The organism is Aeromonas sp. D3 (assembly GCF_027705025.1).
In the GTDB taxonomy this organism is placed as follows: domain Bacteria; phylum Pseudomonadota; class Gammaproteobacteria; order Enterobacterales; family Aeromonadaceae; genus Aeromonas; species Aeromonas salmonicida.
This window is the reverse complement of sequence record NZ_JAPDBE010000017.1, coordinates 1-13,047: the sequence shown is the minus strand read 5'-3', so window position 1 is coordinate 13,047 and position 13,047 is coordinate 1. Positions and strand designations below refer to the sequence as shown.

Here is a 13,047-nt window from a genome sequence, read left to right as displayed (position 1 = left end):
AAGTCGGGGACCGAATTGGAAAGCAGCACTTGGCTGTTAGCCCTGGCCGCAATAATGCTTTATCATTGCCGGCTAACATAAAGCAATGACATGCAATGTCAACTCGATGAATCCTGTCGTAAAATGCATGTCTTGAATCAGCCGTATCTACCACGGATTGCGCGAGTCTTTCACATGACAAAATGGACACTGGGGTACTCATATCCCATCGCCCTGACCATCAGCCTTATCCCAGCCCTGACCCCGGCCATAGTGCAGGCGGCTCCGCTGACGCCGCCGCCCGCCACCGGGATCCTGGACGGGCTCTGCTATGACTATGTACCCAAGGTAGAGAAACTGGCCCCTGGAAAGGATGCCAACGCCCAACCTGTCGAAGTAGATGCCGATCGGCTGGAGGCCAAGCAGGGCGGTACCGCCGTCTATCAGGGCGATGTCAAAGTTCGCCAGGGTGTGCGCAAATTTGACTCGGATTATGCCGAGCTCGATCAGAAGAGCCGGGATGTCATCGCCATCGGCAACATCTATTACAACGATGGCCAGATCACTGTCACCAGTGACAAGACCCTGAAATCCAACCTGGATACCAAAAACTCCGAGCTGGAAGAGGGCAAATACCAGGTTCATGGCTCACCGGTACGCGGCTCTGCCGACCGGGTCACCATGACCAACAACAACCAGAACATCACCCTGGAAGGGGCTCAGTACACCACCTGCCCACCTGGCCAGGAAGTGTGGACCCTGAAAGCGGGCAGCATCGACATCGATCAGACAGAGGTGTTCGGGGAAGCCTGGAACGCCAGTCTCTGGCTCTATGACTATCCGGTGTTCTATTTCCCGTATATCAACTTCCCCATCAAGGATGAGCGCAAAACCGGCCTGCTCTACCCGGGTTATACCCAGAGCTCCAAGAACGGCATGGACATCACCCAGCCGTTCTACTGGAACATAGCGCCCAACTACGATGCCACCATCACTTCCCGTTTCATGGACAGACGGGGCCTGATGGAGCAGGTCGAGTTCCGCTATATGCCGGATCCGGCCCATGTCGGCAGCCTCTATTTCGAAAATCTGGCAGACGACAAACAGTATGATGAAACCCCCAGCCTGAACGAAAAGCTGTCTGACGGGCATCGCTATCTGCTCAATGCGCGCCACACCTCGCGGTTTGCCGACAATGCCATGCGGGTATCGGTCGACTACACCAAGGTCCGGGATCGGGATTACAACTACTTCAACGACTTCTCCCCCAAGGTGGGAACCCAGGTCGAGAACCAGTTGCAGCAATCCCTGATGGCCGGCTACTTCCAGCAAAACTGGAACCTCAACACAGAGGTGCGGACCTACCAGATACTGCTGGCAAGTGCCCAGCAGCCTCACGAACTGATGCCACGGATCAACCACAACTACTACCATCAGGGCAACTGGTACGATCTGGCCTGGAATACCGAAGTCACCCGGTTCGGTTACAACAATACCCAGGCCTCAGCGCAAAACCTGGGGGATGCCTATACCGGCACCCGGGTCTACACGGCGCCGACCCTGACCATGCCGCTCATCGACGAGGCGGGTTACTACCTCGACAGCCAGTACAAGCTGATGTACACCCGTTACGATCAGGAAGTGCCGGACAACATGAGCTCCACCTTCACCAAGCGGTTCACTCCTGAAGGTGCGAGCGGCGTCACTCTGGATGAGGGCATCATCACCCGGACCCTGCCTTCCTTCCGCCTAAAGGGCGGCATGACCTTCGAACGCAACCAGGACTGGTTTGGTGGCAACGCCAATCAAACCCTGGAGCCCGAGTTCCAGTACCTCTATGTGCCCTACAAGGATCAGGACAACATAGGTGTCTACGACTCCACCACCATGCGTCAGGACTACTACAGCCTGTTCAGCGACCGCCGTTATGCCGGTCTGGATCGCATCAGCGACTCAAATCGCGTGTCGGTGGGCGTCACCAGCCGGGTCTATGATGATGCTGGCGATGAACGAATTCGACTGGCCGTTGCCCAAGCCTTCGACTTTGTTGCCCCCAGGGTCAAGCTCTACCCCAGCGAGTCACTGGCGACCAACACCCGCTCCCCGCTCTCGTTTGAGGGGGATGCCAAGATCAACGAGCAGTGGTTTGCCCATGCCGGTGCGCAATATGATATGGATCAGAGTGAGATCAGCTCTGCCAACAGCGCACTCGAGTATCGCCGCGAGAAGCTGATCAGCCAGCTGAACTACCGCTTCGTGCGCAATGCCAACTACGACCTGTCGAACACCAACCAGGTCGCCGACATCAATCAGGTCGGCATGCTGTTGACCACACCGCTCAATGATCAGTGGCACCTCTACGGTGGCTACTATCGCGACCTCGATCAGGGGGTGAATGTGGATCGCAAGGTGGGCCTGAAATATGACTCCTGCTGCTGGAGCATCAACTTCAACCTGGAGTGGGTCAATACACCGGATAACGTGACCATGCGTCCGACTTCGGAGCGCAGCCTGGGCATTCAGTTTGAAATGAAAGGATTGGGTAGCGTGGGTACCGGCTCCAAGGGCACCTCCCTGGATACCGAAGCACTGCCTTACATTCGTCCGTTTAACCTGCGAGACCAATAACCGGTCTGGCAAACGCCTTGAGAGATGGATATGAAGAAGACGTTGATTTCCCTGCTGACTGCAGGCCTGTTCGGAGCCATGAGTCAGGGTGCCTTCGCCGCCCCCGAGCTGATGGACAAGGTGCTTGCCGTGGTCAACAAGGACGTGGTGCTGGCCAGCCAGCAGGAAGCCCTGGTACAGAAAGTCAAAAGCTCTGCCCAGGAGAGCGGCCAGTCCCTGCCCGATGATGCCACCCTGCGCAAGCAGGCGCTGGATCGCCTGATCCAGGAGAGCCTGCAACTGCAACTGGCGGATCGCCAGGGCCTCAAGATCAGCGACACCCAGCTGGAGCAAGCCATCCAGAGCATAGCCGCCGACAACAAGATGACCCTGGATCAGCTGCGAGCCCAACTGGCCCGCGAAGGCCTGACCTATGCCCAGTATCGGGAAGAGGTGCGCCGCGAGATCCTGATGAACGAAGTGCGCCGCAACCAGGTGCGCCGTCGCATCAACATCTCCGATCAGGAGGTCAAGCAGGTGGTGGATATCCTCGCCAAGCAGGGCCAGCAGCAACAGCAGTACCATGTCGGCCATATCCAGATTGCCCTGCCGGACAACCCGAGTGCCGAGCAGCTCAACGCCGCCAAGAGCAAGATAGAGCGCATCCTGGCTGCCCTGAAACAGGGCGCCGACTTCCGCAAGCTGGCCATTGCCGAGAGTAATGGTCCCAAGGCACTGGAAGGGGGCGACTGGGGCTGGATGAGCCCGCAAGAGATGCCGACCCTGATGGCAGAAGCGGTACAAGGCGCAGCCAAGGGTGACATAGTCGGCCCGCTGCGCTCTGGCGCCGGTCTGCACATCGTCAAGGTGTTCGATGCCAAGGGTCAGCAGCAGGTGCTGCAGACCGAGGTGAAAGCACGCCACATACTGATCAAGCCTTCCATCATCCTCAGCGAAGAGAAAGCCAAGGGCATGCTGGATGGCATACTCCACGACATCAAGAGCGGCAAGGCGACCTTCGCCAGTCTGGCGGAAAAATACTCCGAAGATCCGGGCTCTGCGGTGCAGGGCGGCGAGCTGGGCTGGTCTGATCCCAACGTCTATGTGCCGGAGTTCCGCGACATGGTCAACCGCCTCAAGCCGGGTGAGCTGAGCGCCCCCTTCCGTACTACCCACGGCTGGCACATAGTGCAGCTGGAAGATCGTCGCAGCCAGGATGCCACCAGCAAGGCCCAGGAGCAGCGTGCCTATCAGCTCATCTTCAACCGCCGCTTCACCGAAGAGTCCCAGGCTTGGCTGGATGAGCTGCGTGACGAGGCCTACATCCAGATCGAAGGCGCCGGCAGCTGATGAGCTGTCGTCGTCTCGCCATTACCCCGGGTGAGCCCGCCGGAATAGGCCCGGATCTGGTGTTGCAGATAGCCCAGCAGGATTGGCCCCACCAGCTGGTGGTGATCGCCGATCCCGCCCTGCTGCTCGAACGGGCCGCCCTGCTGGGGCTGCCCATCGAGCTGCAACCCTATGATGCCGAGGCCCCTGCCGAACCGCAGCGGGCGGGTACCCTGAGCATCTGCCCAGTCAGCCTCGGCGCCCCCGTGGTGCCGGGTGAGCTGAACGAAGGCAATGGCGCCTATGTGCTGGCCACCCTGCAGCGTGCCTGTGACGGCAACCTCAGTGGCGAATTTTCCGCTGTGGTGACCGGGCCGGTGCACAAGGGAATCATCAATCAGGCGGGCGTGTCATTCAGTGGTCATACCGAGTTCTTCGCCCAGCAGTCAGGTACCGCCGACGTGGTGATGCTGCTGGCGACCGAAGGCTTGCGGGTGGCGCTGGCCACCACCCATATACCGCTCGCCTACGTGGCCATGGCCATCACAGAGGATCGCCTCGGCAAGGTGATCCGCATTCTGGATGCGGATCTCAAAACCAAGTTTGGCATCGCCAAGCCCCGGATTTACGTCTGCGGCCTCAATCCCCACGCCGGGGAAGGGGGCCATCTCGGCCGTGAAGAGATTGACGTGATCGAACCCGCCCTGGCCAGCTTGCGCCAGGAGGGGATCGATCTGGTCGGCCCGCTGCCGGCCGATACCCTGTTCCAGGACAAATACCTCAAGGATGCGGATGCGGTACTCGCCATGTACCACGACCAGGGGCTGCCCGTGCTCAAATACAAGGGGTTCGGCAGTTCGGTCAATATCACCCTTGGACTTCCTTTCATCCGCACTTCGGTGGATCACGGCACTGCGCTGGATCTGGCAGGCAAGAGCCTGGCGGATCCGGGCAGTCTGATCACCGCGATTAACCACGCCATCAAGATGGTAGAGAAAAAAAGATATGAGCAGTAAGGTGCAGAGCAACAAGGTGCACATGGGTCACACGGCCCGTAAGCGTTTCGGTCAGAACTTCTTGCATGACCGCTATGTTATTGATCAGATAGTGGCCGCCATCAATCCGCAGCCGGGTCAGAATCTGGTGGAGATAGGCCCGGGCCTCGCCGCCCTGACCGAACCGGTCGCCTCCCAGATGGACAAGATGACAGTGGTCGAGCTGGACCGGGACTTGGCCGCGCGCCTGCGCGAGCACCCGACCCTCAAGGACAAGCTGACCGTGATCGAGGCCGATGCCATGCGCTTCGACTTCGGCACTCTGATGGGGGAAGGCAAGGGGCCGCTGCGCATCTTCGGCAACCTGCCCTACAACATCTCCACCCCGCTCATCTTCCACCTGTGCGATTTCGCCGACCGGGTAGAAGACATGCACTTCATGCTGCAAAAAGAAGTGGTATTGCGGATGTCTGCCGGCCCGGGCAGCAAGGCCTATGGCCGCCTGAGCGTCATGGTGCAGTACTACTGCCAGGTGATCCCCGTGCTGGAAGTGGGCCCTGGCGCCTTCAAACCGGCACCGAAAGTGGATTCAGCCGTGGTCCGTCTGGTGCCGCACAAGAACCCGACCATAGTCGCCAAAGACATCCGCTGCCTGAGCCGCGTCTGTACCGAAGGCTTTGGCCAGCGCCGCAAGACCATCCGCAACAGCTTCGCCAACTTCATCACGGACGCTCAGCTGACCGAGCTTGGTATCGATGGCAACCTGCGCCCGGAGAATCTCTCCCTGGAGCAGTTCGTCATGATCGCCAACTGGCTGGCGGATCAACAACAGGCCTGATCCCGTGGCATACCCGCATATCGTTATCTGCCCATACCCCCGTTATGTGGCGGATACCCAGGACCCTTACCAGTTCCACTATCTGATCGAGATCGAGAATCTGGGGCCGGGGCCGGCGCAGCTGCTGCACCGGCGCTGGCTCATCACGGATGCCAACGGCAAGATGCTGGAAGTCGAAGGCCCCGGCGTGGTCGGGGAGCTGCCCGTGATTGCCGAAGGGGAGACCTTTCGCTATCAGAGCGGCGTGCCACTCGACACCCCCTTTGGGGTAATGGAAGGGAGCTATACCCTGCAAGATGAGTCAGGGCAGCCGTTCGAGGCGCCCATAGCGCCTTTTACCCTGGCCGTCCCAAACATTATTAACTGAGGTTTCATGGCGAACTGTTTTGTTGGCGATATCCAGGGCTGTTATGACGACTTGCGTCGTCTGCTGGATCTCGCAAAGTTCGATCCAGCCAAGGACGTGCTCTGGCTCTGCGGCGACCTGGTCGCCCGCGGCCCGGACTCCCTGAAGACACTGCGCTACGTCAGGTCGCTGGGCCAGCGGGCCGTCACAGTGCTCGGCAACCACGACCTTCACCTGCTGGCGGTCGCCGATGGCGTTGCGCCGCTCAAGAAAAAAGACAAGCTGCAAGCCCTGATGGAAGCGCCGGATCGGGACGAGCTGCTGACGTGGTTGCGCCATCGCCCCCTGCTGGCGGAGCACCCGGATCTGCCCATCATGATGGTGCATGCCGGTATCTCCCCCGCCTGGGACGCCCGAACGGCACGCAATTGTGCCCGCGAAGTGGAGAGTCAGCTGCGCGGCGATCAGTACAGCTGGTTGTTGCACAACATGTATGGCGATCTGCCCGATGGCTGGAGTGAAGATCTGGCAGGTATCGAACGTTACCGCTACATCATCAACACCTTCACCCGGATGCGCTTCTGCTATTTCGATGGCCGACTCGAGTTCAAGTGCAAGAAAGGCCCCACGGAATCAACTCCCGGCCTGCGCCCCTGGTTCGAGCAGCGCGAGCACCATATGGATGATCCCATACTGGTGTTCGGCCACTGGGCGGCCCTGATGGGCAACACAGGCAGGAACGACATCAAGGCGCTCGACACCGGCTGCGTGTGGGGCAACAGCCTCACCCTGTGGCGTTATGAAGACGATGCCCTGATAGCGACGCCCTGCCCCACTCACGCCAAGTGATGGTTAAGGGCTGCGCCTGAGCGACGAGAGCTTCACTCTGTCGCGTTACACAAGAACAAAGCCCGGCAAGTTGCCGGGCTTTCTATTTCCTAGATAGATAACGGATAAGTGTCACCAATTAAATAAAGACTTCTCATTTGTACAATCAAAAAACTTCGACATATTGAATACTAAATAACTGATCCTAATAGTGCTACACCTTCGCTGTGCCATAGCCATTCCCGGGGAAAGGAGACACGGTATCCATGAAGTGTTTTACTCGAACCAGCAGGTTGGCCATCCCTCTGCATTGATGATTGCGCGTGATGGTTTCATGCAACTTGTGCCACAGCCGCTCTATGTGATTAACCCAAGGACTGTAAACTGGCTGGAATACCAGGCAGAACTTGGGGTTCTTCTTCAACCATCGCTCGGTCTGTTTGCTTTTGTGAATGATGTAGTTATCGAGGATCAGCGTGATGGTTTTGGCTCGTCGGTAGTGGTGGCGCAGCTTTTCCAGCATGGCGATAAACAGCGATGAGTTTTTCTTAATCCCGCTGACGTAAAGCACTCTTCCGTTGCCTGCATGAAGAACGCCTGCTAGGTAATGCTTGGCATTCTGCCCCGGAGTGACAACACGCTTTTGCTGTGCTCTGAACATCCAGTCGGCCCCTAATTTGGGATTGAGGTCTATATCGACTTCATCCTCATAAAACACTGGATTATCGACATCACAACGGGCCAGCGCGGCGTCGATATTCGCCATTTTCTCCTGATAGGCTGGGTCTTTTATCCGCAAGGTCGGCACGGGCCTGCGCCAGACAATACCCATACGAGGTAACCATCGACGAAGTGTAGAGGCGGCCACATTGAGCCCTGTTAACCGATTGATTTTGATAGCCAATAGTTCGGTACACCAACGGCTGCGCTGATAACCAAAATCTTGCGGAGAAAACTGCATGAGCAGCACCAGTAAGGTGACTATCTTGGCAACAGGCAAGACCGGTTCACGACCAGCCGGTAAGGCTTCTAGCGCATCTATGCCTTCATCTCGATACCACCGAAGCCAACGGCCGATGGTCGAGCGAGCAGCGCCGGTAAGGTGATGAACATCAGTGACCGTGCGTCCTTCATGTAACAGCAAGATGGCCATCAAGCGACGAGCATGCCCTTTATCACGCGTGGCATGGATAATTTTGTGAATGCGGCGCCGTTGTGGTCGTGGCAGGGGTAGTAGGATAGGCATCAACTCAGTCCTTTGGGTGTGGCTTGTTCTGTTTGGCGACTAATCAGATCGCACAAACTGGACTGAGTTCCCTTCCTCCAGTGATCTACTATTCGGAACAGCTATTTAGCCGATATACGATGGTGAGATTATTACATCAAGATATTTAACTGCTTAAATATAAATCCTTCCTGAGTAGGAACTAATGGTTTTAAGGAAATTATTAATTACATTTTTTAATTTTTCGACATGTGAAATACAAATTTAAAGTATGCCCCCAAAGCACACCGCTAATTAAACCATTTAAAACACCAAATAGAAGATTAAAGGACAATGAAAAACTTAAATCTGGCTCTATGTTTAAAAATAAAATTAATATGTACTTGATAATAAAAGTAATTACCACAAACACGATAAGCCACGGTGTACCAGGCAAGATGATTAAATTAGTTCCATCTTTACTTTTCAACTGAGGTTCACCTCTCCAGAGCCACCAGCCAGTCGCGTAGCCTGCCATCAACCCTACTAACATGGCAGCCAACCCCCTGTACGGGAAAGCTAGGTCATAGATCACATTGATTCCGCCCCAAATGAGAAAGAATAATGGCATTATAAACAGGTAGTTAACATTCATTTCTCTATCGCTCAATCCATTTATTCCCGTAGTTACGAGAAACACAAACAAAATCCAGACCCATATAGGGGTCTCAGTTATAATATTTAAAAGCAACATATGATTACCATTAACATTGAACATGATGAAGTTATCTACCGATATCTATCACAGATTACTATCTAATCTTAAAACAAGCCGCTGCAAGCTAGAGTTAACTTGTAGCGACTCATGTTAAAAATCCATACATTGGAAACCACTCATATTTCGAGAGCTTAGCCTTGACGTTGTAATACAAGCAGGTATGTAATTTTTTTATATTACAGCTTGCGTCCCAGTCGTTTCTCGATCTGGCGTCTCTCCCACTCGGGCCCAAACAGCTTGAAGGGCTGGAACAGGTTGATGGCATGGGAGATCAGCCCCAGACCCCACCCCAGCGCCGGCCACCTGGCCCAGATATAGTCCGGGTTGCTGAGATAGTTGATGACAAACAGCCCGCAGATCACCAGTACATAGCTGAAAATGTGGTAGTAGAAGCCTTTGAGCCCCTCCACATACCCCATGGCGGCCCGCTCCTCTGCCGACACCTGCACCCTGTCCTGACCCATAGTTTCATTCCCTCTCATCTCGCGCTCCTGTTGTTGTGTCCCATCCAGTTGAGCCACATCAAGTTCAAAGACGGAGGCCAGGGCCTTGAGAGATTCCAGTCCGGGCTGCTGACCCTGTTCGATCCGCTGTATGGTGCGAACACTCAAGCCAGTCAGGGTCGCCAACTGATCCTGTGACCAACCCCGTTGCAATCTCAACTTCCTGACGATCATCATGAGCTCCTTGTGGTGGTAGACAGGGCCAGCATAGGGCCAGCGCGGAGAAAGGTGACACGACAGATGGCCGACACCAACCTGACTATTGTTTAAAATCAATGAATTAGATGTAAGTCTGGATCAGGAAACCGGTCGTTCGCCCAGATGCTGGACGAACCGCAACAGATAACCGTCGGGGTCCTGTACCAGAAACTCCCGCTGACCCGAGCTCATATTTCCCACCGGATACCAGGATTCACGCAGTGGTCGATAGAGCGCCACCCCGGCCAGCGCCAGCCGAGCGAACAGGGGCTGGATGTCGGTCAGCTCCATCTGCAAATTTATGCCGCGTCCCAACGGAGGCTCCAGCACACCGGTCAGCCATCCTGCCGGATGGATCTGTTCCAGCATCAACTGTACCTGTTGCTGCTCCAGATAGGCGAAGGGGGGATAGTCGCGCTGATAGCGCACAGCAAACCCCAATAGCCCGGTATAGAAAGGCAAGGAAGCTGCCAGGCTGGCCACCGACAGCTCGGGCACCATGGGGTTCCAGTAGACCTCATCCATGGATCACAGGCTCTGCATCAGCTCGGCCGCGATCTCGAACGAGCGCAGCCGCGCCCCCTGATCGACGATGGGGCCGTTGAACATCAGCTCATCGGCCCCCGTCTCGGCCAGCAGCGCCTTGAGTCCGTGACGCACCTGATCGCGATCTCCCACCAGTGAGCGGGCCAGGGTCTGCTCCATCGCCATCAGCTCACGGGGTGACCACTCTTCCCCCAGCCCGGCCACAGGTGCGGGCAGCTTGCCAGCGTCACCCCGGTAGAGACGCAGGAACTGTTGCTGCACAGTAGTGAACTGGAAACGGGCCTCCCGCTCGCTGTCGGCAGCGATCATGTTGATGCAGACCACCGCATAGGGCTTGGGCCAGCGCACCGAGGGGCGGTACTGGGCGCGGTAGATCTCCAGCGCCTGCAACAACAGACCGGGAGCAAAGTGAGAGGCAAAACCAAACGGAAGCCCCATAGAAGCGGCAAGCTGGGCACTGTAAAGGCTGGAACCCAGCAGCCAGATGGGCAGATGCAGCCCCTGACCCGGCACGGCCTGTACCGCCCCTGTCTCGTCACCGAAATAACTCATCAACTCGCGCACATCCGCCGGAAACTCATCCACGTCGCCGCTGCGCTGACGTCGCAGTGCCTGCATGGTGCGCTGATCCGTGCCCGGGGCACGACCCAGCCCAAGATCGATGCGATCAGGGTAAAGCGAAGCCAAGGTGCCAAACTGCTCGGCAATCACCAGCGGTGCATGGTTCGGCAGCATGATGCCGCCGGCACCCAGTCGCAGGGTCTTGGTGCCCCCCGCCAGATGACCGATCAGCACAGCGGTGGCGGCACTGGCGATGCCCGGCATGTTGTGATGCTCCGCCAGCCAGTAACGCTGATACCCCCAGCGCTCGGCATGCTGAGCCAGGTCCAGCGAACGGCGAAACGATTCGGCCGGGTGGGAGCCTTCGGGCACGGGGACCAGATCGAGCACTGAATAGGGGATGGCAGACATGGGTCACTCCATTGGTTTACAGACCAGTAACAAGGGAGGCAATGTAGCACGGGATACCTGAACGAATCACGCGCCAGTCCAACGAATTGACCCTGGCTCTTTGCTGGCAACCGATAATCGAAATCACCGCACCGCCTGAGTTCCCTGAGCCTCCTGCCTTGCCAGAGGCAGATGGCGCCATGCCAGCCCGGGCTGAGCGTCAAGTGACAATATCCACAGTTACCCGCTCTGACCGCAAGCGCTAGCATGCTGTGGCTCGTTGTCTGGTTGTGAGCTCAACCTACCCAGGCATGAATGCAATCACAGACACCAAAACCGGCCTCTTCCTCGCCTCTTTCGAGATCGGCAAAGCCATGCCGGGAGCACAACTGCTGCACTTGAACCTGGCAGTCTATACGCCAGGGGAGACAGTCAATGGCGTCGCCCATCTGACCCAGGCAACCAATCCACCGCTCGACATGGCCTCCGAACTGAAAGGCCAATACACCTATATGTGCGTCATGCCCAAGCAGTGCCATATCCTGGTGACTGCGCAGGGCTACTCCATTATCAAATGGCCCCAGAGCGGCGGGATCGGGCCGGTGATCCAGCCCAACTTCGAGCTGCGCATGGTACTCGGGGAAGACTGGAAATCAGGCACGGCCAACTACAAATATCAGGACAATCATCAGGTGTGGTATGAAGTGAAAGACGCCCCCGTCACCCTGGTGCCCGCCGCAGTACTGGCTTGACCCTTCAAGACGGCCCCGATGGGGCCGTCACGTTTATGCCATATCCTGATATATCTGAACGGGTTATTGTGTTTTCTGTCATCCTGTTGGCACACTGATAGTAGATCGTCTCTGCAATCGCCCGTGTGACAAGGATGTGTCCATGACAAGTGCCAGGCCAGGTCGTAAACCCTTCTATGTGCATATCGCCACCCTCTTCATCTTGCTGTTTACCCTGCTGGGCAGCGCCCTTATCGCGTTGCAATTCCAGCAAGCGGCACAACAGGGGCTGGAGCATGAGCGGCAAAATTTCCTGCAATACCGGGAGCAGCTCGCCCTCGCCCTTCAATTGAACGAGCGGCCGGCCCGCATGTCCCTCAGTCTGCTGCGCAGCGGTCAGCTGGCGGCCATGAACAGTCTGGATGCCCGGCTCGGCTACCTGCCACAACTGGCAGAGGTGCTGGCCAACAGCCCAAGTTATGGCGCCGTCTATGCCGGCTACGCGGATGGTGACTTCTTCCTGGTGCGCAAGTTGACCGAGCGGGCCCGAGCCCAACTGGACAGGGTCCCAGCGGCCAGCACCTTGCTGGTGCAGAGCCTGCACCAGGGCAAGGGGGAGTTTCTCTACTTCGACCAGCGGCTGACCCTGCTCGAGCGCCGGGCCATGCCTCAATACCAGTTTGATCCCCGCAGCCGCGACTGGTACAAGCAGGCACGCTGGCGTTCAGGCATCGCCACCACCCATCCCTATCTCTTCTTTACCACCAAGGAGCCAGGCATGACGCTGGCGGTGGAAAGCGACAACAGAAGGGCAGTGATCGGGCTGGATACCAGCGTCGAGGGACTGTCGGCCCTGATCGGTGAACTGCGGTTGCCAGAGCAGAGTCAGGTGGTTCTGTTCGACGAATACGCCACCCTGCTTGCCACGGATCCCAAACAGCTTCCCAGCTTCGAGCAACTGAGCCAGCTGCCCCTGCTGTCGGCGCTGTCTCATCCCGTGCTGACCCAGCTGCAGCAACAGGTCACCAGCCAACCCGCCTTGCTGAGCAGCCCGGTGGAGCTGAATCTGACCGCCGCCGATCAGAGTGACTGGCTGGTCAATCTCTCTCCCCTCGGCGAGGGATCCCCCTTTTATATGGCTCTGTCCCAATTGTGTGTTGAAAGGCTAAGCTTGAAGTAGGCCATCACCTTGAGGTCTACCATCATGGATACCC

Annotated in this window: 12 protein-coding genes and 1 pseudogene; 8 read left to right on the top strand and 5 right to left on the bottom strand. The window is 57.1% G+C overall.

What is annotated here, in order from left to right; translation table 11 throughout:
- Nucleotides 1-174 precede the first annotated feature (174 nt).
- Genes lptD through OKC28_RS11560 form a run of 6 tightly spaced genes read left to right on the top strand, consistent with a single transcriptional unit; the run spans nt 175 to nt 6,943 of the window.
- The gene (lptD, locus tag OKC28_RS11585) at nt 175-2,607 is read left to right on the top strand and encodes an LPS assembly protein LptD (protein ID WP_099991691.1); all 2,433 of its coding nucleotides are present in this window, start codon (nt 175-177) and stop codon (nt 2,605-2,607) included.
- A 30-nt stretch (nt 2,608-2,637) separates the two neighbouring features.
- Nucleotides 2,638-3,936 (top strand): peptidylprolyl isomerase SurA, encoded by a 1,299-nt coding sequence (surA, locus tag OKC28_RS11580; protein ID WP_125596052.1) that lies wholly within the window; start codon nt 2,638-2,640, stop codon nt 3,934-3,936.
- On the top strand, nt 3,936-4,931 hold the full coding sequence (pdxA, locus tag OKC28_RS11575; protein WP_256687520.1) for a 4-hydroxythreonine-4-phosphate dehydrogenase PdxA: 996 nt from the start codon (nt 3,936-3,938) through the stop codon (nt 4,929-4,931). The genes surA and pdxA overlap by 1 nt, the downstream gene beginning before the upstream one ends.
- On the top strand, nt 4,921-5,748 hold the full coding sequence (rsmA, locus tag OKC28_RS11570) for a 16S rRNA (adenine(1518)-N(6)/adenine(1519)-N(6))-dimethyltransferase RsmA (protein WP_011899041.1): 828 nt from the start codon (nt 4,921-4,923) through the stop codon (nt 5,746-5,748). The genes pdxA and rsmA overlap by 11 nt, the downstream gene beginning before the upstream one ends.
- A gap of 4 nt (nt 5,749-5,752) precedes the next feature.
- The gene (gene apaG / locus OKC28_RS11565; protein ID WP_256687518.1) at nt 5,753-6,115 is read left to right on the top strand and encodes a Co2+/Mg2+ efflux protein ApaG; all 363 of its coding nucleotides are present in this window, start codon (nt 5,753-5,755) and stop codon (nt 6,113-6,115) included.
- A 6-nt stretch (nt 6,116-6,121) separates the two neighbouring features.
- A complete protein-coding gene (locus OKC28_RS11560) occupies nt 6,122-6,943 on the top strand; it encodes a symmetrical bis(5'-nucleosyl)-tetraphosphatase (protein WP_059113526.1) in 822 nt (273 codons plus the stop codon).
- Between the two features lie 193 nt (nt 6,944-7,136).
- On the opposite strand, the gene OKC28_RS11555 is transcribed toward OKC28_RS11560, so the two are convergent.
- The 5 genes from OKC28_RS11555 to OKC28_RS11535 form a co-directional block, all read right to left on the bottom strand.
- Nucleotides 7,137-8,168 (bottom strand): IS630 family transposase, encoded by a 1,032-nt coding sequence (locus OKC28_RS11555; RefSeq protein ID WP_270689272.1) that lies wholly within the window; start codon nt 8,166-8,168, stop codon nt 7,137-7,139.
- A gap of 202 nt (nt 8,169-8,370) precedes the next feature.
- A complete protein-coding gene (locus OKC28_RS11550) occupies nt 8,371-8,880 on the bottom strand; it encodes a DUF6622 family protein (RefSeq protein WP_333562737.1) in 510 nt (169 codons plus the stop codon).
- A gap of 200 nt (nt 8,881-9,080) precedes the next feature.
- A complete protein-coding gene (locus tag OKC28_RS11545) occupies nt 9,081-9,581 on the bottom strand; it encodes a 2TM domain-containing protein (RefSeq protein ID WP_096120088.1) in 501 nt (166 codons plus the stop codon).
- 123 nt (nt 9,582-9,704) lie between these two features.
- Nucleotides 9,705-10,130: a bleomycin resistance protein gene (locus OKC28_RS11540; RefSeq protein ID WP_096120089.1), complete on the bottom strand. Its 426-nt coding sequence runs from the start codon at nt 10,128-10,130 to the stop codon at nt 9,705-9,707.
- A 3-nt stretch (nt 10,131-10,133) separates the two neighbouring features.
- Nucleotides 10,134-11,123: a luciferase-like monooxygenase gene (locus OKC28_RS11535; RefSeq protein WP_059168476.1), complete on the bottom strand. Its 990-nt coding sequence runs from the start codon at nt 11,121-11,123 to the stop codon at nt 10,134-10,136.
- Nucleotides 11,124-11,413: 290 nt separating this feature from the next.
- Here OKC28_RS11535 and OKC28_RS11530 point away from each other — a divergent pair, with 290 nt between their 5' ends.
- Together OKC28_RS11530 and OKC28_RS11525 are read left to right on the top strand one after the other, a co-directional pair.
- Nucleotides 11,414-11,854: a DUF1842 domain-containing protein gene (locus OKC28_RS11530; RefSeq protein WP_096120090.1), complete on the top strand. Its 441-nt coding sequence runs from the start codon at nt 11,414-11,416 to the stop codon at nt 11,852-11,854.
- A 142-nt stretch (nt 11,855-11,996) separates the two neighbouring features.
- Nucleotides 11,997-12,977 (top strand): annotated as a pseudogene (locus OKC28_RS11525) (HD domain-containing phosphohydrolase); the annotation flags it as partial.
- Nucleotides 12,978-13,047: the final 70 nt, after the last annotated feature.